Raw genomic sequence first — 21637 nt, 5'->3', positions numbered from 1 at the left:
CACAACGAACTGCGACAGCTCGACGTTACGCGCCGGCAACTAGGGGTTGGCGATCAGCCGCAGCAGAGTCCCATCCGGATCGAGCAGAGCGCCGATGCGCAGCCCCGAGCTGCGCGCTGCGGTCGGTGCAGCCTCGGGAAGCCATGCGTGGTCTCCGGAATCCCGGCTGACAGGCAGACGTCATAGAACGCATCGACGTCGTCGAGCCGCAGGCAGCAGCTGAACGAGCTGGTTGCCGGGTCCAGGTCGACGTGGCGGAAGAACTCGATCAGCAGGTCTCCCCGACGCAAGATCAGCCAGTCGTCGTCGCTGAACTCCTGCGTGAAGCCGAGCTGGGCGTAGAAGTCGGTCGTCGCCTTCAGAGACCGGAAGGGCAGATTCGGGGTCGCCGTGTCCATGAACGTCAGAGGCCGGGGACGATCCGGCCCACCAGATGGGTGCTGGGCTTCTTGGCGCCCTTGACCCCGAACACGCAGCTGATCGGCCGACTGCTGCGATCCGAACACGACGGTGCTGGGCAGCAGGATCGGCTTGCGGAACTCGGCGTCGTTGACGAACGACTCCGGCAGCTTGTTGTGAACCGCCGCAAGGCTGTGGGCGAGCGTCCACATGCCGTGGGCGATGTTGCTCTTGAAGCCGAAAGCCTTGGCGGTCAACGGGTACAGGTGGATCGGATTACGATCGCCCGAGATCGCACCGTAGCGCCGTCCGAGACTGCCGTCGAGCTTCCAGTGCACGACGCCGTGCGGGGCCTCGACGCCGGTCAGAGGTGCGGCCGACGTCTCGGCCGAGCCGCCGGGCTGGCGCGAGAACAACGTCATGACCTCGTCCCAGACAAGCTCGTCGGCGACCGACACCGTCGTGACGAGGTCGATCAGTGAGCCCTTGGGGTGCGGCCGCAGATCGGCAGCGCGCACCGACACGTCCAACAGCTCGTCGGGCCGGATGCGGCGGTGCTGCCGGATCGTGTTGCGCAGATGCACCAGACCCATCGGCGCGAACGGGAACGCGGTGTCGGTCATCATCGTCATGTGCAGGCCGAACGCCGCCATGTGCGGATAGGTCACCGGCAGGAAGTCGGCACGAGGGAAGCCGCAGACCTCGTTGTACGCGTCGAGGTGCGCCCGATCGGTGGCGATCGCCTTGCGCTCGAGCACGAGATCGGGGGCGGCGCCCTCGGTGTGCTTGATGCCGGGCAGGGCGCCGACCAGCGGGATGGCCGGCAAGGCTGCCTTGAGCATCAACGGCAGACCTGCCGGCGCCTTCGTCAGGACTCGGGTCGTCACGTCACGCGCCGATCAGAGCCTGGCCGCACACGCGGACGACATTGCCCGAGATCGCGGACGAACCGGGGTTGGCGTACCAGGCGATGGCCTCGGCGACGTCGATCGGCTGGCCTCCCTGCGACAGCGAGCTGAGCAGACGCCCGGCCGTGCGGATGCCGACCGGCATCGTCTTGACCATGTCGGTCTCGATGAACCCCGGGGCGATCGCGTTGACCGTGATGCCGTCCTGGGCGACGCGCTTGGACAGGTCTTGCACGAAGCCGATGACGCCGGCCTTGGCCGTGCCGTAGCTCGTCTGACCGTTGTTGCCGGCGATGCCGGCGATCGAGGAGATGCCGATGACCCGTCCGCCGGTGCGGATAGCTTCTGGTCGAGCAACTCGGCGGTGATCCGCTGCGGCGCGCCGACGCTGATGTCGATCACGAGGTTCCAGGTCTCGGTCTTCATGTTCTTGAGCCGCTTGTCGCGGGTGATGCCGGCGTTGTGGACGACGATGTCGACGCCGCCGTGCGCCGCCTTGACGGCTGCGGCGATGACCTTGGGAGCGTCGTCCGCCGTGATGTCTTCGGCGATCGACGTGCCGCCGACTCGGCCATCACGGCGTCGAGCTCGGTCGAGAGTCCCGGGACGTCGAGACCGATGATCTGGGCACCGTCACGGTGCAGCGTGCGAGCCATGGCGGCCCCGAGGCCGCGCGAGGCGCCGGTGATCAGCGCGACCTTGCCGGCCAGCGGCTTGGTCGGATCGGCGACGGCGTCGGGCGTGAGCAGCTCGGTGAGGCCGAGGCGGATGACCTGCCCGGAGACGAAGGCCGACTTGGGGGAGAGCAGGAACTCCAAGGTGGACGTCAAGGCGCCCTCGGCGCCCGCACCGACGTACACCAGGTTGGCGGTGCTGCCGTTGCCACCGACTTCCTTGCCCGCTGAACGGACGAAGCCTTCGAGCGCCCGCTGCGCGATCGCGGCGGTCTCGGTGGCGGCCTGCTCGGGCAGGGTGCCGATCACGATGAGACGACCCGAGCCGGCGAGGCTGCGCAGGGCGGGGGTGAAGAACTGCTGCATGTCAGCCAGGCCCGCGGTGTCGGTGATGCCGGTCGCGTCGAAGACCAGGCCCTTGTAGCGCTTGCCGTCGGCGCGGACCCCGACGACCTCGATGCCGCTGGCCTTGAGTGTCGTGTTGAGGGAGGCGCCGAGTGTGCCCTTGGGCGCTGCGCCGATCAGCACCGTGCCCTGGACGAGGGGGGTGCCTTCGGTCCAGCGCTCCAGCACCGGGGGATTGGGCAGACCCAGGTTCTTGATGACGAACTTGCCGATGGGATTGTGTGCCAGCGACTGGTAACGGTCAGTCATGAGTGGGGTGTGTCCTATCTCTCGGATACCATTGGTATCTGGATCGCTGCAGAAACTGTAACCTCATGTTTCAGGGCCAGTCCACCCTTGGGTGTGCGGCGCTCGTCACGTACGGCAGCACTGCCTGACCAGCACTGTCTGGTTCCACTGTTCACGAAGATCGAGGAGATCGCCATGGCGGACACGACCCCAGCCAAGAAGTCGGCCAAGAAGGCCGCCGCATCCGACGCAGCCACGACCCAGCAGGTGCGCCGCGTCGCCGTCATCGGCGGCAACCGCATCCCGTTCGCGCGTTCCAACACGGTCTACGTCGACGCCTCCAACCAGGACATGCTGACCGCCGCAGTCGACGGCCTGGTGGACCGGTTCGGTCTGGCCGGTGAACAGGTCGGAGAGTTCGCCGCCGGCGCCGTGCTCAAGCACAGCCGCGACTTCAACCTCGCCCGCGAGACCGTGCTCGGCTCGGCGGCTCTCGCCGTCGACACCCGCCTACGACGTCCAGCAGGCCTGCGACACCGGCATCCAGGCCGCGGTGCTGGTCGCCAACAAGATCGCCCTCGGCAAGATCGAGTCCGGTATCGCGGGCGGCTCCGACACCACGTCCGACGCGCCCCTGGCCGTCGGTGAGAAGCTGCGCAAGATCCTGCTGGAGGCCAACCGGGCCAAGGACAACAAGGGGCGTCTGTCGGCGTTGGCCAAGATCCGGCCGAGCCACCTGGCCCCCGACCAGCCCCGCAATGCCGAGCCCCGTACAGGCCTGTCGATGGGTGACAGCCAGGCCATCACGACCAAGCAGTGGGGCATCACGCGTGAGGCCCAGGACGAGCTGGCCGTCGCCTCGCACGTCAACCTCGCGCGTTCGTACGACGAAGGCTGGCAGGACGACCTGGTGACGCCGTTCCGCGGTGTCACGAAGGACAACAACTTGCGGCCTGACTCCAAGCTGGAGAAGCTTGCGACGTTGAAGCCCGTCTTCGGCAAGGGCGAGGGCGCGACCATGACGGCCGCCAACTCGACGCCGCTGTCCGACGGTGCGTCGGTCGTGCTGCTGGCGTCCGAGGACGAGGCGAAGCGTCACGGCTGGACCCCGCAGGCCTACTTCGTCGACTACGAGACCGCTGCGGTCGACTACGTCTCGGGAGCCGAAGGCCTGCTGATGGCCCCGGTCTACGCGGTGCCGCGGATGCTCGGCCCGTCAGGGCCTCACGCTGCAGGACTTCGACTTCTACGAGATCCACGAGGCGTTCGCCGGTCAGGTGCTCACGACGCTTGCTGCTTGGGAGGACGCCGAGTTCTGCAAGGACAAGCTGGGTCTCGACGCACCGCTGGGCGCGATCGACCGCAGCAGCTGCAACGTCAAGGGCTCCTCGCTGGCTCGCCGCGCACCCGTTCGCCGCGACCGGCGGACGCATCATCGCCAACCTCGCCAGCTGCTGCACGAGAAGGGCTCGGGCCGCGGCCTGATCTCGATCTGCGCCGCCGGCGGTCAGGGCGTTGTCGCGATCCTCGAAGCCTAGTTGCTGGCGCTCAGTAGTCGTCTGAGTCGATGTGCTCGTCAACGAGCCAGGCGGTCCCGACCTTCTTGACCACGTAGCCGTTGTCGGGTTGCCCCTTGCTGCGAACGACGACCTCGGCGGTTCCAGCCGAGGTCGTCGTGGAGGTCACGGCCTTGACCTGGAGCCCACCGTGTCCAGCAACGAGCTCTGAGGTGAGCTTGACGTATCCCTCGCAGGTGCCGTCTGTCTCTTCGTCCCAGCCCGAATCCTCCATGTCCGCCTTGACCGCGGCGAGAAACTTCGGGGTCATCAAGGGGCAGGCGGTCTTGCCGTCACCACTCGTCAGTGCCTCGACCAGTGAGATCGCAGCCTTCTCCGCGGGAGTGTCACCAGAAGGAGATCCTGCGCAGGCCGTCAGGCCGGTGCTGAGCACGACAGCAATGGTCGTGGCGAGAGCTCTCTTCAGCTGCGGGGGCATGCGAGAAACCTAGGGCAGGTACCCGCCCGGATGGACCCGAGGGTCAGGCAGCGGTCCCGCGGGCCATCGCGATGGCTGCGGTCGTCACGAGCGCCTTGACCTGGTCGAAGGGGACCGCGTCGACGGCGGGCAGTCCGGGGTTTTCCTCGCGCACCGACAGCTGCAACGTGGCGAGGTTGAGCACGCCGAGCGCCTGCGTGTAGTAGACGTTGGCAAGCAGGTGAGGATCAGCCACCTTGAACTGGCCAGAGGCCACGCCTGCTTTCAGGATCTCGACGGCGTGGTTGAGGCAGGCGGTCATCGCAACGCCGAGGTCGACCATGACCTCTTGGCTGACTTCTTCCATGAGCTCTTCGCCGCGACGACGCAGCAGCGCCTGGGCGCAGTCGACGAAGGCGGGAAGGCCGGCACCGAAGTCGAGGAAGGCCTCGGAGATCGCCCTCAACCGGACTTCTGGGTCGGCGGTCGAGTCGTCGGCCGCCGCCAAGGTCTCGTCGAGCCACGCAGGTACCCGACCAGAGTCTGCGCGAACAGCTCTTCCTTGCCGGAGAAGTGCCGGTAGATGATCGCGCGGTTGATGCCGACCGCGCGGGCGATGTCCTCGATCTGGGCGTCGCGGACACCTCGCTCGTCGAACAGGCTGCGGGTCGCCTCGAGAATTTCCCTCTTGCGCGCTGCGCGGCGTTCTGTGACGGGCATGGGGTCACTTTATCGTCCTTGTCGGTGGTGGCCCGTAGGCTCGACACATGAGGCAAGTGTCCGAGCTCCGGCGCCAGGTGGCGCCCATCCAGGTCGTGTCCGACTATCAGCCTGCCGGCGACCAGCCCGCGGCCATTGCCGAGCTCGCCAAGCGCATCCGGGGCGGTGAGCAGGACGTCGTGCTGCTGGGCGCCACGGGCACCGGCAAGACCGCCACGACAGCTTGGCTGGCCGAAGGCTGCAGCGCCCCATGCTGGTGATGATGCCCGACAAGTGCTGGCGGCCCAGTTCGCCAACGAGCTGCGTAAGCTGCTGCCCCACAACGCGGTTGAGTACTTCGTCTCCTACTACGACTACTACCAACCTGAGGCGTACATCGCGCAGAGCGACACCTACATCGAGAAAGACTCCTCGATCAACGAAGAGGTCGAACGCCTGCGGCACTCGGCGACCTGGTCGCTGCTGACCCGCCGAGACGTCATCGTGGTGGCGACGGTCTCGTGCATCTACGGCCTGGGTTCTGCCCAGGAGTACCTCGAGCGGATGATCGGCTTCAAGGTCGGCGAAGCTGCCGCGCGAGCAGCTGCTGCGCACGCTCGTGCAGGCGCAGTACGTCCGCAACGACGTCGCCAGCACCCGTGGCACGTTCCGGGTCAAGGGCGACACCGTCGAGATCTTCCCCGTCTACCAAGAGATGGCTGTCCGGGTCGAGTTCTTCGGCGACGAGATCGAGCGCCTCATGACCTTGCACCCGCTGACTGGCGAAGTCCTCAGCGACGACCAAGAGCTGTTCGTCGGTGCCGCGACGCACTACGCGGCCGGCAACGAGACGATGCAGCGGGCGATGCGCACGATCGAGATCGAGCTGCAAGAGCGGCTGGCCGAGCTCGAGGGCGAGGGCAAGCTTGCTCGAGGCGCAACGACTGCGCATGCGCACGACCTATGACCTCGAGATGATGCAGCAGGTCGGCACCTGCGCCGGCATCGAGAACTACTCGCGCCACATGGACGGACGCGCGGCCGGCTCGGCGCCCAACTGTCTGCTCGACTACTTCCCCGAAGACTTCGTCCTGGTCGTCGACGAGTCGCACGTGACGATCCCGCAGATCGGTGCGATGTACGAGGGTGACATGTCGCGCAAGCGCTCGCTGGTCGATCACGGCTTCCGGCTGCCCAGCGCCATGGACAACCGTCCGCTCAAGTGGCCCGAGTTCCTCGACCGCATCGGTCAGACGGTCTACCTCTCGGCAACCCCCGGCAACTACGAGATGGAGAAGGTCGAGCACGACGTCGTCGAGCAGATCATCCGCCCGACCGGTCTGGTCGATCCTGAGGTGCTGGTCAAGCCGACCAAGGGGCAGATCGACGACCTGATCACCCAGATCCGCACCCGCGTCGAGAAGAATGAGCGGGTCCTGGTCACCACGCTGACCAAGAAGATGTCCGAAGATCTCACCGACTACCTGCTCGAAGCCGGCATCCGCACCCGTTACCTGCACAGCGAGGTCGACACCCTGCGACGGGTCGAGCTGCTGCGTGAGCTGCGCATGGGGGAGTACGACGTCCTGGTCGGCATCAACCTGCTGCGCGAGGGCCTCGACCTGCCCGAGGTGAGCCTGGTCGCGATCCTCGACGCCGACAAGGAGGGCTTCCTGCGGTCAGGGCGCTCGCTCATCCAGACGATCGGTCGTGCTGCCCGTAACGTCTCGGGTCAGGTCATCATGTACGCCGACCGCATCACCGACTCGATGGCACTGGCGATCGACGAGACCAACCGCCGCCGGGCCATCCAGGTGGCGTACAACACCGCCAACGGGATCGACCCGACACCGCTGCGCAAGAAGATCGGCGACATCACCGACATGCTCGCGCGCGAAGACGCCGACACCGCGACATTGCTCGCGGCCACGGGCGACAAGCGCCGCAAGGGCGCCGTCGTGCCGTTGGGGCAGCACACCGCAGATCTCGCGAGCCTGCCGTCCGGTGAGCTGGCGGCGTTGATCGAGCAGCTCAGCGAGCAGATGCACGCCGCAGCCGCCGAGCTGCAGTTCGAGGTCGCTGCCCGACTCCGTGATGAGATCGGCGAGCTCGAAGAAAGCTGCGCGGCATGATCGAGGCCGGGGTCTGACGTATCGGTGATACTGGACGGGTGACTCACGTCCTCGAGAACGGCTTGCTGCGCGCCACGATCGATCCCAGCAAGGGAGCGCGGCTGACCTCCTTGCAGGTCGGCGGACTGAGAGCTCCTGGCCGAGGCCGGCAGCTTCCCGATGATCCCGTGGGCCGGACGGGTGCGGGCCGGTCGGTTGAACGTCGGGGGCGCGACCCACCGCTGCCCCTGGGCAAGGACGGCAACGCGATGCACGGTCTGGGCCGCAACGTGGCCTGGGACCAGGTCGACGACGGGCACTACCGCCGTGACATCGGCTCACCCTGGCCGACCGAGGGCGTCGCCGAGCTGCGCTACGAGCTGCAGCCCGACGGTCTGCGCACGACACTTACCTGGACCGATGGCACCGACCTGCCCTGCTCGATCGGGCTGCACCCGTGGTTCAACCGCAGGCTCTCGGTCGGTGGCGACGTCGTCCTCGGCGTCGACCTGGCGCAGATGGTCGAGCGTGGCGCCGACGCCCTGCCGACCGGGCGCCTCGTCTCACCGCGGCCGGGCCCATCGGACGACTGCTTCCGCCTGAACGGCTCCCCGGTGCTGACCTGGCCCGGCGCGGTCGAGGTCACCCTCAGCTCCACCTCACCCTGGTGGGTCATCTACGACGAACCAGAATCGACGGTGTGCGTCGAGCCGCAGACCGTCCCACCCGATGCCTTCGACCATCCAGGTCTGCAGCCCGACGGCGCCTGGCCGCGCTCGTTGACGTTCGACCTGATCGCGAAGGCCCTCTAGCCAGAAGGCGCCGATAGCACGAATCGGCGAGAACGGCCGGTGATGTCAACACCTGACACTGCCGCGATTGACGTGGTCGGCGGGTGATGCTGGGCGGATCGTCAGATCACGCCAAGGAGACTCCCATGACCGTCACCGATGAGTTCGTCGAATCCAACAAGGCCTATCAACAGGGATTTACCGGTCCGCTGCCGTTGCCGCCCGCCCGCAAGATCGCCGTCGTCGCCTGCATGGACGCCCGGCTCGATCCGGCCAAGGTCCTGGGCATCGACGAGGGCGATGCCCACGTGATCCGCAATGCAGGTGGCGTGGTGACCGAGGACGCGCTGCGTTCGCTCGCGATCAGCCAACGGCTGCTCGGCACCGAGGAGATCGTCCTGGTCCATCACACCGACTGCGGGATGATCACGTTCCAGGACGATGCCTTCCGGCAGGGAATCGAGGCCGAGACCGGGATCCGTCCGACCTGGTCGTCCGAGGCCTTTCCCGACGCCGCAGCTGATGTCCGGCAGGGGATCAACCGGATCAAGGCCAATCCGTTCATCCCCAAGAAGGACCAGGTCCGCGGATTCGTCTTCGACGTCGCCACCGGTGCGATCGACGAGGTCTGATCGCGCGCGTCGTCAGCGTCCCGGCACGTAGTGGCTCGGGTCGTTCCGTTCAGCCAGAGGCGGGAGATTGCGATCGGGGGTCTCCGGCAACGGAGCGTCAGCGGGGAGGCGCCCGGTCGCCCGGTCCCAGCCGGCGCGGGCCCGTGGGTGCATGCGGCGACGGAGGGGGAGCAGTCCGAACGCCACATGGACGATCCGTCCCAGCACCCTGTGACGCCGTTCGTCACGTGCCGACCAGGTATAGCCGAGCAGGGTGCGGACCTCGGGGTCGTACAGCCCGACGGTGATCCACGCCTGCATGCGGGCGACTCCCGGCCGGAGTGCCCGCCACACGATGGTCGGCAACCACCACCATGTCGGTGGCTTGGGCAGCTCTGACAGGTCGAGCACCTGGCGGGTCGCAAGATTGTCCTCCAACACCTCGGCGCACATGTGCTTCCAGTAGACCTGGAAGTCTTCCCAGGTGTGGGGAACTGGCCGCATGCTCATGCCGTACAACGCGTACCAGGCGACGTGCTCGTCGAACAGGCGTCGCTTGTCGTTCTCGGTCAGGCCACCCATGAAGTGCTGAGCCGTCAGGAGCGTCCCCATGAAGAATGTTGCGTGCGCCCAGTAGAACGTGTCGGGGTCGAGCGCGTGATAGGCCCGTCCCTGTGCGTCGACACCGTGGATCCCGTGGTGGAAGTCGCGCACCTGGCGCGCGGTGTGCTCGGCCCGGTCGCCGTCGAACACCACGCCGCCGATCGGGTAGAGCGAACGCAGCAGCCGCTCCCAGCGTTCGGTGAAGAACCGCGAGTGCTGCTCGACTCCTGCTCCGAGACCCGGGTGCATGTTCTGCATCGAGCCGGCCCACAAGCCTTGAAGCACCCCGCGCCAGTCGCCGAAGTAGCGCCAGGTCAGGGAGTCTGGGCCCAGGGGAGCAGGCGGTGTGCGCATCCGGGAAGAATAGGTTGATTCGGCACGCGCGGCCATCCCCTGACACAATGATCCCCGGAGGGGAGTATTCCCTGATCGCAGTGCCGTCATCACGATGACTCCCGGCAGTCATCCGGTGCTGCGGGCCGCACGCCGATGTCCGGTGCGTGCGGCGGAAGAGACCTCTGGCGTACTGACGACCGGAGGAATCTCTTGAACGTGTCCCAGACCGAATGGTTCATCACCATCGGTGTGACCGTCGCGGTGTTGTTGTTCGACATCATCATCGTGGCCCGCAAACCGCACGAACCGTCCATGAAGGAATGTGCGGCGTATCTCTCGATCTATGTCGGCATGGCAATTGCCTTCGGCATCTGGGTCACGGCGTATCACAACGGACCAGGCAAGAACGAGGACTACGGTCTGCAGTTCTTCGCCGGATGGCTGACCGAGTACAGCCTGTCGATCGACAACTTGTTCATCTTCATCATCATCATGGCGAGCTTCAAGGTGCCGAGGAAGCTGCAGCAGGAAGCCCTGCTGGTGGGCATCATCATCGCCCTGGTGTTCCGCGGCATCTTCATCGCCCTGGGTGCGGTGGCGATCAACAACTTCTCGTGGATCTTCTACATCTTCGGCGCTTTCCTGCTCTACACGGGCTACAGCCTGATGAAGGACAAGGACCACGACGACGACGGTGAGAACGCTGTCGTCCGGTTCGCGCGCAAGCGGTTCCGCGTGGCTGACAACTGGTACGGACTCAAGCCGTCGTCCGCGAGAACGGCGCCCGCGTCATCACCCCGATGCTGCTGGTCATCATCGCGCTCGGCACGACCGACCTGCTCTTCGCGCTCGACTCGATCCCCGCGATCTACGGTCTGACCAAGGAGCCGTACCTCGTGTTCACCGCGAACGTCTTCGCGTTGATGGGACTGCGCCAGCTGTACTTCCTGATCGGCGGACTGCTGACCAAGCTGATCTACCTGTCGCAGGGACTCGCGATCCTCCTGGGCTTCATCGGCGTCAAGCTGATCCTGCACGCACTCCACGAGAACGAGCTGCCGTTCATCAACGGCGGCGAGCACGTCAAGGTGCCCGAGATCCCGACGCTGGCGAGCCTCGGCGTGATCATCGTGATCCTCACCGTGACTGCGGCCGTCAGCCTGATCGTCTCGAGCAAGCGCGAGAAGGCCGCCGCTCAGTCAGGCTCGTCGGACGAGATCTCGTAACGTCCGGGCGTCATCTGAACCAGAACGACCTGCCAGTCGACAAGACTGGCAGGTCGTTCTCGTTGTATCGGACCTCAGAGCATCATTCGATCTCGTCGGACAGCTCTTCGAGGTTTCCTGAGTCCGTCCCGGTGAGGCGGTTGAACACCAGCGTGATGGCCCACAGTGCGACACCGATCAGCATCATGACACCGGCGATCTTGTAGACCTCGCCGTCGCGGTCGACCCAGGGACCGGCCAGGAACAGGCACAGCACCGCAGCAACCGCCGGGAGCGGGCCGGGTGACGTGAAGGTCTTGCGTGCATTGGGGTCGTTGCGGCGGCGCAGGATGACGCAGCAGACGTTGACGACCGCGAACACGCACAGCAGCAGCAGCGACGTCACGTTGGACAGGTTGGCCACGACGTTGCTGTCGGGGTCGCGGGTCACGTAGAAGATCAGGCTCAGCGCGAGCACCGTCGAGAACACGATGCTGACCCATGGGGTCCGACGGCCGGGCAGCACGGCGCCGAGCGCCTTCGGCAGCACCCGCTGGCGGGACATGCCGTACAGGAGGCGGCTGGCCATCAGCATGTTGATCAGCGCGGTGTTCGCGACCGCGAAGACCGCCAGGAACGGGAACACCTTGTCGATCGGGAAGTCCGGTGCGCCCTTCGAGACCACCTCGAGCAGCGCGCGTCCCTCGGAGTCGGCGATGTTCTTGAGCTCGGGTGCGGTCAGGACGCTGACGACCGACACGGCGACCAGCATGTACAGGATGACGGCGATACCAAGACCTGTGAGCATCGTCTTGGGGAAGATCTTGACCGGCTCCTCGACCTCCTCGACCATGTTGACGGCATCTTCGAAGCCGACCATCGCGAAGAAGGCGATCGACGTCGCTGCGGTCACCGCCAGGAACATGCCCCGGTCGCCGTAGTCGCTGAACGAGACCAGCTCCGACATGTCGGCATCGCCGCGGCCGATGACGTAGAACCCGACGCCGATCACGATGCTCAAGGCCGACACCTCGACGAGGGTCAGCACGACGTTGAACTTGACGCTCTCGCCGACGCCGCGCAGGTTGATCAGCGCCAGCAGGACCATGAAGCCCATCGCAATGGCGGTGATGGCACCCGTGCTGAGCGACTTGTCGATCCAGCCGTTGATCTCAAGACCACCGGAGAAGTTGTCGGCCAGGGTCTTGGCCGACGTCGACGCGCTCGTGATGCCCGAGCAGACCACCGCGAACGCCACGAGGAAGGTCACGAAGTGCACACCGAACGCCTTGTGCGCGTACAACGCCGCGCCGGCGGCTTGCGGGTACTTGGTCACGAGCTCGAGGTACGACATCGCCGTCATCGTCGCGACGATGAACGCCAGCAGGAACGGTATCCAGACGATTCCGCCGACCTGGCCGGCCATCTGACCGGTGACGGCGTAGATGCCTGCGCCCAGGATGTCGCCGACGATGAACAGCAGCAGGAGCTTGGGCCCCATGACTCTCTTCAGCTCTGTTGGCTCGCTCTGTGGTGCTGTGTCGGTACTCATGAGATCTCCTCGGGGAAGCCTGCCGAAAATGGGTTCCGGGTCTCACCTTCCACCGGCTGACCTCAGTGCGCAACCGAGCGGTGTAGTTTCAGGTGCGTGTTTGATGTCAAGGAGAGGGCCACCGGCCTGCTGCGCAAGCTGGCTGTTCGCCGTATCCAGAAGAAGGGCATCGACCTCAGCGCGCTGTCCTTCATCCCCGCCAAGACCAAGATTCCGTTGCAGCGCGAGGGGATGGACCCGCTGCCCGAGATCGCCGAGTGGCGGGCGACCGAGCCGATGCGCAAGCTCGAGCTGCCGTTCGCCTTCACGGCCTACCTGGTCACGGGGTACGAGCAGACCCGTGCGGTGCTGACCGACCGCGACGCCTACAGCAACGACATCCGTCACCTCCTGCTCGGTGATGGTCCGGCCACGGCCGATGACGTCGGCGGGCTCGGCTTCACCGATGCGCCGCTGCACACGCGTCTGCGCAAGATCATCACGCCCGAGTTCACGATGCGGCGCCTGGCGCGGCTCGAACCCATGATCAGCGAGTTCGTCGAGACCCAGCTCGACGCGCTGGAGGCGCAGGGCCCCGGCAGCGATCTGTGCAAGGCCGTGGCGTTCCCGATCCCGTTCCAGACGATCTGCGCGCTGCTCGGGCTCGACTACGACGATCGCGATGCCTTCGAGAAGCTGGGCAGCGCGCGTTTCGACGCCACCAACGGCGGCGCAGCGGCCTTCGGTGCCGTCTCGGAGCAGCGAGAGTTCCTGTTCGCGGCGGTTGCCAAGCAGCGCAAGGAGCCGGGACCGGGTCTGATCGGTCAGATCATCCGCGACGAGGGCGACGCGATCAGCGACTTCGACCTGGCCGGACTGGCCGACGGCGTCTTCACGGGCGGTTACGAGACCACGGCGGGCATGATCGCCCTCGGCACCATGGTGCTGCTGGCCGACCCCGAGCACGCCGCCTTGATGCGCCGCGGTGAACGCGAGGACGTCGACCGGATCGTCGAGGAGCTGCTGCGCTATCTCGCGGTCGTCCAGGTCGCGTTCCCGCGCTTCGCCAAGCGCGACATGGAGCTGTTCGGCACGCAGGTCAAGGCCGGCGACGTCATCCTCGCCTCGCTGAGCGGCGCCAACCGCGATCCTGAGAGCGCAGGGGAGCGGCCCGACGAGTTCGACCCGTTCCGGACGCCGACGAGCGGTCACCTCGCCTTCGGCCACGGAATCCATCGCTGCATCGGCGCCGGCTGGCCCGCATGGAGCTGCGGATCGCCCTGCCTCGGCTGTTCCAGCGCTTCCCCGACCTGGCGCTCGCCAAGCCGCAGGAAGAGCCGGCTTTCGCCAGCTGTCGTTCGTCTTCGGCGTCGACGAGCTCCCGGTCACCTTCTAGCGATGCCGTCGGACCACGCGCAGTCAGCCGCACTGATCGAGACGTGGTTCGACGAGCACGGGCTGCCGTACTTCGCGGGTGACCACGCCGATGCGGTCGAACGCTGGCTGTCGAGCCGGCGGATCGTCGCGGTCATCGTGCTGATCGTGGCGCTCTCGGTCGCCACCGGCATCGTCGTGGGCGCCGTGCTGGCCGACCACGGCTCTGTCGGGACGCTGGCGGGGGTCGGCGCCTTCCTGGTGCTGCTGGGCCTGTACGCGGGCAGATTCCTGCGCATGGGCACGATGCTGCGGTGGGCTATCCGGCGGACGTTCGGCTCCTTGGGTCTGATGTTCCCGCTGCTGACTCGCGCCCTGCCGCTGCTGCTGCTGGCCGTGACGTTCTTGTTCATCAATGCCGAGGTGTGGCAGGTGGCGGCACTGATGTCGCGGCACGTCCTGTGGCTGGCCGTGCTGTTCTTCGCCGCGATCGCCCTGACCTTCCTGCTGGTCCGGCTGCCGGAGGAGGTGCGCCAGGTCGAGGACGATGTCGTGGGTGACCGGGTTGCCGAGTGCTGTGTGGGCACACCAGCCGAGGAGGCCGCGCGTCTGGTCGCCGCGACGCCGCCGGCGCTGCCGCGGTTCGCCCGCGCCAACCTGGTGCTGGTGCTGCTGTTCAGTCAGGCGATCCAGGTGCTGTTGCTGTCGTTGGGGCTGTTCGCCTTCTTCGTCGTGTTCGGCTCCCTCACGATCCCGGACGCGACGGTGCAGGCCTGGACGGGTGCCGCCGTCACCGACTTGCCGTCATCCCTTGGCAGCCACATCCCGGTGACCAACGAGCTGTGGCAGGTCGCGGTGTTTCTGGCGGCCTTCTCGGGGCTCTACTTCACGGTCTACGCCGTCACCGATGAGACCTACCGGTCCCAGTTCTTCGCCGGGTTGTCCCACGAGCTGGAGCAGGCCGTCGCGGTCAACGCGGTGTACGTGTCGCTGCCGCGCGAGCCCTAGGTCGGCGTGCCCACGCCGCCGTCGATGGGTTCTCCGGCGGCGCACTGGCTGAGGGTCACTGCCTTGTGCCGAGCGAACTCCGATGACGTCCGGGACGCCTTGAGATAGTCCTCCTCGGGCAGGTCGGCGTAGTACCGGACGGCGTCCAGGAGGGCGCGTGCCTCGGGCTCCGGACTGAGCATGGCGTACGCCTCGGCCGACGGAACTGCGTCGACGAAGTGCGCGATCGTGCCGTCGAGGTCGTGCTCGTTGAAGTCGTCGATGCCGGCCAGGACTTCCTCGCAGGTGCGTTGGACGGCCTGGGCCGCCGAGAGATCGGACGTCTCGGCGTCGTTGCCGCACCCGGCTAGGACCAGGATGCAGGCGAAGGCGGCGAGCGATCTCATGTCTCCACGCTAGGCGCTTGCAGTCTTTTCGCGAGCGGAGTCCGCAGGCGGCAGCCCGACAGTAGATTGGCGGGGTCCGGTCACTGCGGCGCGCCTCACGGGAGGGTCACGAGATGAGACCACTTCGCTACTCGATCAATGTCACGCTCGACGGCTGCTGCCATCACGAGGCAGGACTGCCCCCGGACGACGAGTCGATGCGTTACTGGACAGCTCAGATGGCGCAGGCGGATGCCTTGCTCTTCGGGCGGGTGACCTACCAGATGATGGAGTCGGCGTGGCGGAAGCCGACCACGGGTGCCTGGCCTGACTGGATGGGTGAGCGGGAGGTCCCGTTCGCCGAGGCCATCGACCGAGCAAAGAAGTACGTCGTGTCGAGCACGCTGGACGGTGCCGACTGGAACGCCGAGCTGGTGCGAGGCGACGTGGGTCGAGCGGTCCAGGAGCTCAAGCAGCAGCCGGGTGAGGGTCTGTGGGTGGGCGGAGTGACGCTTCCCATGGCGTTGGCAGATCTGCGACTGATCGACGAGTACGAGTTCGTCGTGCAGCCAGTCGTGGCCGGACACGGACCGACCCTGCTCGCGGGCCTGCGCGAGCGCATCCAGCTGAAGCTCGTGGATCGCCAGGAGTCGGGTCGGGAGCGGTGGTCCTGCGATATCGGGCCCCATAGGCCCAGCGCGACGACGCCAGTAGAACATGTGTTCGAACGCGCGTATCCTGATCGGGTGAACGCGAACGGGACCACGAACGGCAGGCCGCTGGCCAGCGCCGATCCGTACGCCGTGGCCACGCCGCAGGCTCCGCCGGTCTATCACGTGTGGGTCAACCTCTCGAACCTGACGAGCCAGATGGCTCAGGAGTATCCCGGTCTCGTCATCGGGTGGCGGCGGACGTCCGACGGCTACGAGGCTCAGGTCGTCTACGTCATCCCGGGCAAGAACCAGCGCCACAGCGACGCCTCCCAGATCGCCTGGTTGCCAGCCAGCAAGCTGAAGCCTCGGGACTGAGCGGTAGAAAGGTCGTATGGGACTTTTTGCGACGTTTGTGTTCGCCGACGGCGAGTGGGGCGGTCTGTCCGACTCGGTGCCGCGACTGTCGGTCAAGGTGCACGACAGCGACTTCGTCGCGGTCGACTACGCGCCGGTGCTGGCTGGCGGCAGCGGCCGTTGCTACGTCGGTTTCGAGCCACGGCACTACTTCGAGGACGAGACTGCTTCTGAAGCAGTCGACACCGACGCGGAGGCGCGAGCCCTAACGGCGTGGGCCGCCGACGTCCGCGGGGTCGTCGTCGACCCGGCCGTCGTGCGAGCGTTGCTGGCAAGCCCCGCCGTCGAGGACGAGGCACCCGACGTGTTCGTCGAGGCGGCCCTGGTGCGGCTGCTGACCGTCCTGGGACTTCCTGTCCCCGAAGACCTCGAGGACTGGGTCGAAGCCTGACCCGCCCACCGTCCCCACCCGCCTCGTCGGTTTCCCACGAGACCTGGGGTCTCCGGCACGCACCGAGCGTTACAGCGCTGGGGGAGTGCCGATCTCCCTACATGCCTAGGGTCCCTGACAGGCTCACCAACCTCGCTCGCGCCACTCCGCCAGGTGTGGGCGCTCGGCACCGAGGGTCGTGTCGCCGCCGTGCCCGGGGTAGACGCGGGTGTCGTCGGGGAAGCGGCCGAAGATCTTGGTCTCGACCTCGTCGATGAGGGTGGCGAAGTCTTCGGGTGACCACGTCTTGCCGACGCCGCCGGGGAACAGCGAGTCGCCGGTGAACAGGTGCACGATGCCGTCGGGGTCGTCGTAGGCCAGGACGATCGAGCCGGGGGTGTGGCCGGCGATCTCGATGACCTCGAGCTCGCAGGAGCCGACGCGTACGCGGGCGCCGGTCTGCACGCGGACGTCGACGGGGACGGGCAGCTCGTCGGCGTCGCGTTCACCGGCCACGGTCGTGGCGCCGGTGGCGGTGACGAGGGACTCGAGCGCCTGCCAGTGGTCGCCGTGGCGGTGGGTCGTGACGATCTGGGTGATGCCGGCGTCGCCGATCAGCTCGACCAGGCGGTCGTGCTCGTTGGCCGCGTCGATCAGGATCTGCTCGCCGGTCAAGTTGCACCGGAGCAGGTAGGCGTTGTTGTTCATCTCTCCGACGGCGACCTTGGTGATGATCAAGTCGGTCGCGTCCTGCACGTCGGCTGGGCCGCCGACCTCAACTTCTCCGGTGTACGTCATGAGAACCAGCCTGCCAGATCCCTAGGTGGCGGTCGGCAGATGCGTCTGGAGAAGCGTTCGGACGCTGCGCGGTTCGTCGACCCACAGCCCGACTCGGCTCGCGGCGACGTCACCCCCGGACGTTCGTAGATCTGCAATCCCGTCGAGCCTGAGTTCCAGGTTGGTTCGAGCGCTGACTCCGACCAGCAGCAGTTTATCGTCCTGGTGCACGGCCTTGATGATCCCGGGAAGCTCGTGCTCGACGGTATGGACGCTGGCGATTCGGTTGAGCGGAACATCGACCCAGGTCCGAGCGCTGTTGCGGATCCTGAGGTTCGCCTCGGACAACAGGTGGGGACGAACCCGGTAGGCGGCCATCATTCCGATCATCCAGAGCACGCCCCAGATGCCGACGACCAGAAGGGGCAGCCGGATGGCTTCGGCCCATGGTGCGTCGAAATGGCGCAGAAGGACCTCGACCACGATGGCCTCTGTCGCCGAGCCGAAGATCCAGAGCCACAGCATGGGTGCCACGAGTTGCGCGTATCCGATGGGAGTCGCACCGTCAGGTACATCGGGTCGCCGCGCCAGCCAGCGTCCGATCGAGCGGTACAGAGCGAGTTCGAGGCGGACCGCATTCATAACATGGGTCAGTGGGGAGCCGTTCATGTCGCCTCCTCCATCAACTCCTGGAGCGTCGCGATGACTTCGCTGAGCGTCGCGACGAAGGCGGAAACCTGCTGGTCCGACATCCTGTCGAAAAGCTGACGTGCCAGGTCTTCGTGGCTGTCCTGCAGATCCTTGATCGTTTGGTCGCCGGGCCTTGTCGGTGTGACGAGCGTTGCTCTGCGATCGGTGGGATGTTTTTCACGGGTCACGTGGCCCGAGGCGACGAGCCCGTCGACCAGGCCGGTGATGTTGCGCGGGGTGACGCCGAGTGCGGTCGAGAGCGTTTGTTGCGTGCTGGGCCCGGTCTGACCCAGCGCCCACAGGAGCTGGATACGTGGTCCGGTCAGCCCGGATTCGTGTTCATATCGCACCAAGTCCGTGGCCAGCAGGGCAGACAGGTGGAGCACGGTATTGAGGGCCTGAGTAGATTCGGTGGGCACATCGTGAATCTACTTCACTATGTAGTTGAGGCGCAATGTTGTCACCTCGACGCCCGGGGGTGTGACGGGGCCGACCTGGCCTTCGGAAAGAAACTGTCGGACCCCGTCGTTACGATGACGTGGGGCAGAATTCTGCCTCGCAACCACGATTCTTACAGGGGAACAAGTGACCGATCGCCTCGTCATCCGCGGCGCACGAGAGCACAACCTCAAGGACGTCTCGCTCGACCTCCCGCGCGATTCGCTGATCGTCTTCACGGGGCTGTCCGGGTCGGGCAAGTCGTCCCTGGCCTTCGACACGATCTTCGCCGAGGGCCAGCGACGCTACGTCGAGTCGTTGTCGGCGTACGCGCGTCAGTTCCTCGGTCAGATGGACAAGCCCGACGTCGACTTCATCGAGGGCCTGTCGCCAGCGGTCTCGATCGACCAGAAGTCGACCTCACGCAACCCGCGCTCGACTGTCGGCACGATCACCGAGGTCTACGACTACCTGCGCCTGCTGTACGCCCGTGCAGGACGCGCGCACTGCCCCGAGTGCGGTGAGCCGATCGCCCGGCAGACCCCGCAGCAGATCGTCGACCGCATCCTCGAAGGCACCGAGGGCGCCAGGTTCCAGGTGCTCGCGCCGGTCATCCGCGGCCGCAAGGGCGAGTACCTCGAGCTGTTCCGGCAGCTGCAGACCCAGGGCTTCAGCCGCACGATCGTCGACGGCGAGGTGCACATGCTGGCCGACGAGCCGCCCAAGCTCGCCAAGCAGAAGAAGCACACGATCGATGTGGTCGTCGACCGTCTCCAGGTCAAGGCCAGCCAGCAGCAACGGCTGACCGAGTCGATCGAGACTGCGCTCAACCTGGCTGACGGTCTCGTGATCATCGACTACGTCGACCTCGACGCCAAAGACCCGGAGCGCACCAGGCGGTTCTCCGAGAAGCTGGCCTGCCCCAACGACCACCCGCTGGCCGTCGACGAGCTCGAGCCGCGCTCGTTCTCGTTCAACGCCCCGTTCGGCGCCTGCCCCGAGTGCCACGGCATCGGCACCCGCATGGAGGTCGACCCCGAGCTGGTCGTCGCCGACGACGCCAAGTCGCTCAACGAGGGCGCCGTCGTGCCCTGGGCCTCGGCGCACGTCGCCGACTGCTACTCCCGCCTGATCGGTGCTCTGGCCGACGAGCTGAACTTCTCGGCCGACACCCCGTGGGGCGATCTCAGCAAAGAAGTTCAGGACGCGATCCTGCATGGGCATCCGACCAAGGTGCACGTCCGCTACAAGAACCGCTACGGCCGCGAACGGTCCTACTTCACGTCCTTCGAAGGTGCGATCACCTACCTCGAACGACGCCACGAAGAGACCGAGTCCGACACGAGTCGCGAACGCCTCGAAGGGTTCATGCGTGAGGTTCCGTGCCGGGTCTGCCAGGGCACCAGGCTCAAGCCCGTCATCTTGGCCGTGCAGCTGAACTCGGCGAAGTTCGGTCCCAAGAACATCGCCGAGGTCTGCGCCCTGTCGATCGCCGAGGCCGCGGAGTACCTCGCGACGCTCGAGATGACCGACCGCGAGCGTCAGATCGGCGAGCGGGTGCTCAAGGAGATCAACGAACGTCTCCGCTTCCTGCTCGACGTCGGTCTCGACTACCTGGCGCTCGACCGCGCTGCCGGCACGCTGTCAGGCGGCGAGGCGCAGCGCATCCGGCTCGCGACCCAGATCGGCGCCGGTCTGGTCGGTGTGCTCTACGTGCTCGACGAGCCATCGATCGGTCTGCACCAGCGCGACAACCAACGACTGATCGAGACCCTCGTGCGGTTGCGCGACCTCGGCAACACGTTGATCGTGGTCGAGCACGACGAAGACACCATCCGGGCCGCCGACTGGGCCGTCGACATCGGTCCCGGCGCCGGCGAGCACGGCGGACAGGTCATGGTCTCCGGTCCGGTCAAGGAGCTCTACGCGAGCAAGGACTCGCTGACCGGGCAGTACCTGTCGGGGCGCAAGAAGATCCCGTTGCCCGACAAGCGTCGCGAACGGGTTCCGGGTCGCGAGCTCACGGTGCACGGTGCCAAGGAGAACAACCTCCGCGACATCGACGTGTCGTTCCCGCTCGGCATGCTCGTCGCCGTGACCGGGGTGTCCGGCTCGGGCAAGTCGAGCCTCGTCAACGACATCCTCTACACCCAGCTCGCGCGCACGATCTATGGTGCGCGGACGATTCCGGGCCGCCACCGCACCATCACCGGCCTCGACCAGGTCGACAAGGTCATCCACGTCGACCAGTCGCCGATCGGTCGCACACCGCGATCCAACCCGGCCACCTACACCGGCGTCTTCGACCACGTCCGCAAGCTGTTCGCGCAGACGCCCGAGGCCAAGATGCGCGGCTACCAGCAGGGCCGATTCTCGTTCAACGTCAAGGGCGGCCGTTGCGAGGCGTGCTCCGGCGACGGCACGCTCAAGATCGAGATGAACTTCCTGCCCGACGTCTACGTCCCGTGCGAGGTCTGCCACGGTGCTCGCTACAACCGCGAGACGCTCGAGGTGCACTACAAGGGCAAGTCGATCGCCGACGTGCTCGACATGCCGATCGAGGAGGCCGTCGAGTTCTTCGAGGCGATCCCGGTCATCGCCCGACACCTGCGCACCCTGGTCGAGGTCGGCCTCGGCTACGTGCGCCTGGGTCAGCCGGCGACGACGTTGTCCGGTGGCGAGTCGCAGCGGGTCAAGCTGTCGGCCGAGCTGCAGAAGCGATCGACCGGCCGCACGGTCTACGTCCTCGACGAGCCCACGACCGGTCTGCACTTCGAAGACATCAACAAGCTCCTGGGCGTCCTGCAGCGCATCGTCGACACCGGCAACTCGGTCATCGTCATCGAGCACAACCTCGACGTCATCAAGACCGCCGACTGGCTCATCGACATGGGGCCCGAGGGTGGCAGCGGCGGCGGACTGTTGATTGCCGAAGGAACGCCCGAGGACGTCGCGGCCTGCCCCGACAGCCACACCGGTTCGTTCCTCAAACCGCTCCTGGCCACCTCGTAGGCTGGGTCGGTGGCAGATCCAGCAAGCTTATCGACCCGCGCCGGGGGAGATCCCGCGTGAT

20 protein-coding genes and 5 pseudogenes are annotated in these 21637 nt (G+C 66.4%); 12 read left to right on the top strand and 13 right to left on the bottom strand.

The genetic code is table 11. The features are described 5' to 3' along the window. Positions 1–39: 39 nt before the first annotated feature. The 4 genes and pseudogenes from ACHMWU_RS20830 to ACHMWU_RS20815 all read right to left on the bottom strand — a co-directional run. Positions 40–398 (bottom strand): annotated as a pseudogene (locus ACHMWU_RS20830) (bleomycin resistance protein). A gap of 96 nt (positions 399–494) precedes the next feature. After that, a pseudogene (locus tag ACHMWU_RS20825) lies at positions 495–821 on the bottom strand (MaoC family dehydratase); the annotation flags it as partial. A 466-nt stretch (positions 822–1287) separates the two neighbouring features. Further along, a complete protein-coding gene (locus ACHMWU_RS20820; protein WP_396046946.1) occupies positions 1288–1611 on the bottom strand; it encodes an SDR family oxidoreductase in 324 nt (107 codons plus the stop codon). A 101-nt stretch (positions 1612–1712) separates the two neighbouring features. Then, positions 1713–1847 (bottom strand): annotated as a pseudogene (locus ACHMWU_RS20815) (short chain dehydrogenase); the annotation flags it as partial. A 962-nt stretch (positions 1848–2809) separates the two neighbouring features. Here ACHMWU_RS20815 and ACHMWU_RS20810 point away from each other — a divergent pair. From ACHMWU_RS20810 to ACHMWU_RS20800, 3 genes and pseudogenes are all read left to right on the top strand, one after another. Next, the gene (locus tag ACHMWU_RS20810) at positions 2810–3262 is read left to right on the top strand and encodes a hypothetical protein (RefSeq protein WP_396046457.1); all 453 of its coding nucleotides are present in this window, start codon (positions 2810–2812) and stop codon (positions 3260–3262) included. Then, positions 3156–3638: pseudogene (locus tag ACHMWU_RS20805) on the top strand (acetyl-CoA C-acyltransferase); the annotation flags it as partial. The gene ACHMWU_RS20810 and the pseudogene ACHMWU_RS20805, both read left to right, overlap by 107 nt. 205 nt (positions 3639–3843) lie before the next feature. After that, positions 3844–4152 (top strand): hypothetical protein, encoded by a 309-nt coding sequence (locus ACHMWU_RS20800; RefSeq protein WP_396046944.1) that lies wholly within the window; start codon positions 3844–3846, stop codon positions 4150–4152. Positions 4153–4162: 10 nt separating this feature from the next. On the opposite strand, the gene ACHMWU_RS20795 is transcribed toward ACHMWU_RS20800, so the two are convergent. The 3 genes from ACHMWU_RS20795 to ACHMWU_RS20785 are packed head-to-tail and all read right to left on the bottom strand — an operon-like array spanning position 4163 to position 5308. Further along, entirely contained in the window at positions 4163–4609 is a 447-nt protein-coding gene (locus ACHMWU_RS20795; RefSeq protein WP_396046455.1) for a hypothetical protein, read from the bottom strand. Between the two features lie 43 nt (positions 4610–4652). After that, a complete protein-coding gene (locus ACHMWU_RS20790) occupies positions 4653–5096 on the bottom strand; it encodes a hypothetical protein (RefSeq protein WP_396046453.1) in 444 nt (147 codons plus the stop codon). Next, positions 5051–5308: a helix-turn-helix domain-containing protein gene (locus ACHMWU_RS20785; protein ID WP_396046451.1), complete on the bottom strand. Its 258-nt coding sequence runs from the start codon at positions 5306–5308 to the stop codon at positions 5051–5053. Before ACHMWU_RS20785 ends, ACHMWU_RS20790 begins: the two co-directional genes overlap by 46 nt. Positions 5309–5355: 47 nt before the next feature. Here ACHMWU_RS20785 and uvrB point away from each other — a divergent pair. From uvrB to ACHMWU_RS20770, 3 genes and pseudogenes are all read left to right on the top strand, one after another. Beyond that, positions 5356–7419 (top strand): annotated as a pseudogene (gene uvrB, locus ACHMWU_RS20780) (excinuclease ABC subunit UvrB). Between the two features lie 38 nt (positions 7420–7457). Continuing rightward, on the top strand, positions 7458–8210 hold the full coding sequence (locus ACHMWU_RS20775) for a hypothetical protein (RefSeq protein WP_396046449.1): 753 nt from the start codon (positions 7458–7460) through the stop codon (positions 8208–8210). A gap of 125 nt (positions 8211–8335) precedes the next feature. Continuing rightward, complete coding sequence (locus tag ACHMWU_RS20770; protein WP_396046447.1) at positions 8336–8821, top strand: beta-class carbonic anhydrase; 486 nt, start codon at positions 8336–8338, stop codon at positions 8819–8821. Positions 8822–8833: 12 nt separating this feature from the next. On the opposite strand, the gene ACHMWU_RS20765 is transcribed toward ACHMWU_RS20770, so the two are convergent. Further along, entirely contained in the window at positions 8834–9757 is a 924-nt protein-coding gene (locus tag ACHMWU_RS20765) for an oxygenase MpaB family protein (protein ID WP_396046445.1), read from the bottom strand. A gap of 198 nt (positions 9758–9955) precedes the next feature. Here ACHMWU_RS20765 and ACHMWU_RS20760 point away from each other — a divergent pair, with 198 nt between their 5' ends. Continuing rightward, positions 9956–10618 (top strand): hypothetical protein, encoded by a 663-nt coding sequence (locus ACHMWU_RS20760; RefSeq protein WP_396046942.1) that lies wholly within the window; start codon positions 9956–9958, stop codon positions 10616–10618. Continuing rightward, positions 10540–10965, top strand: a complete 426-nt coding sequence (locus ACHMWU_RS20755) for a hypothetical protein (protein ID WP_396046443.1) — start codon at positions 10540–10542, stop codon at positions 10963–10965. Before ACHMWU_RS20760 ends, ACHMWU_RS20755 begins: the two co-directional genes overlap by 79 nt. 82 nt (positions 10966–11047) lie before the next feature. Here ACHMWU_RS20755 and ACHMWU_RS20750 read toward each other — a convergent pair whose 3' ends face one another. After that, positions 11048–12445, bottom strand: a complete 1398-nt coding sequence (locus ACHMWU_RS20750; protein ID WP_396046441.1) for an APC family permease — start codon at positions 12443–12445, stop codon at positions 11048–11050. Positions 12446–12592: 147 nt separating this feature from the next. Here ACHMWU_RS20750 and ACHMWU_RS20745 point away from each other — a divergent pair, with 147 nt between their 5' ends. Next, on the top strand, positions 12593–14857 hold the full coding sequence (locus ACHMWU_RS20745; protein ID WP_396046438.1) for a cytochrome P450: 2265 nt from the start codon (positions 12593–12595) through the stop codon (positions 14855–14857). On the opposite strand, the gene ACHMWU_RS20740 is transcribed toward ACHMWU_RS20745, so the two are convergent. Beyond that, on the bottom strand, positions 14854–15243 hold the full coding sequence (locus ACHMWU_RS20740) for a hypothetical protein (RefSeq protein WP_396046436.1): 390 nt from the start codon (positions 15241–15243) through the stop codon (positions 14854–14856). The genes ACHMWU_RS20745 and ACHMWU_RS20740 overlap by 4 nt on opposite strands. 113 nt (positions 15244–15356) lie before the next feature. Here ACHMWU_RS20740 and ACHMWU_RS20735 point away from each other — a divergent pair, with 113 nt between their 5' ends. Together ACHMWU_RS20735 and ACHMWU_RS20730 are read left to right on the top strand one after the other, a co-directional pair. Then, positions 15357–16250: a dihydrofolate reductase family protein gene (locus ACHMWU_RS20735; protein WP_396046434.1), complete on the top strand. Its 894-nt coding sequence runs from the start codon at positions 15357–15359 to the stop codon at positions 16248–16250. A gap of 16 nt (positions 16251–16266) precedes the next feature. Beyond that, the gene (locus ACHMWU_RS20730; RefSeq protein WP_396046432.1) at positions 16267–16680 is read left to right on the top strand and encodes a hypothetical protein; all 414 of its coding nucleotides are present in this window, start codon (positions 16267–16269) and stop codon (positions 16678–16680) included. Between the two features lie 123 nt (positions 16681–16803). Here the strand turns inward: ACHMWU_RS20730 and ACHMWU_RS20725 are convergent, their stop codons facing one another. The 3 genes from ACHMWU_RS20725 to ACHMWU_RS20715 are packed head-to-tail and all read right to left on the bottom strand — an operon-like array spanning position 16804 to position 18545. Continuing rightward, positions 16804–17457, bottom strand: a complete 654-nt coding sequence (locus ACHMWU_RS20725) for an MBL fold metallo-hydrolase (protein WP_396046430.1) — start codon at positions 17455–17457, stop codon at positions 16804–16806. A 21-nt stretch (positions 17458–17478) separates the two neighbouring features. Next, complete coding sequence (locus ACHMWU_RS20720; protein WP_396046428.1) at positions 17479–18105, bottom strand: hypothetical protein; 627 nt, start codon at positions 18103–18105, stop codon at positions 17479–17481. Continuing rightward, complete coding sequence (locus ACHMWU_RS20715) at positions 18102–18545, bottom strand: MarR family winged helix-turn-helix transcriptional regulator (protein WP_396046426.1); 444 nt, start codon at positions 18543–18545, stop codon at positions 18102–18104. Before ACHMWU_RS20715 ends, ACHMWU_RS20720 begins: the two co-directional genes overlap by 4 nt. 166 nt (positions 18546–18711) lie before the next feature. Here ACHMWU_RS20715 and uvrA point away from each other — a divergent pair, with 166 nt between their 5' ends. Then, positions 18712–21576, top strand: a complete 2865-nt coding sequence (gene uvrA, locus ACHMWU_RS20710) for an excinuclease ABC subunit UvrA (RefSeq protein ID WP_396046424.1) — start codon at positions 18712–18714, stop codon at positions 21574–21576. Positions 21577–21637: the final 61 nt, after the last annotated feature.

Origin of the sequence: Aeromicrobium sp. UC242_57, from assembly GCF_044452305.1 — a bacterium.
Classification (GTDB): Bacteria; Actinomycetota; Actinomycetes; order Propionibacteriales; family Nocardioidaceae; genus Aeromicrobium.
Note: the sequence above shows the minus strand (reverse complement) of the source record. Positions and strands in the feature narration are given on the sequence as shown.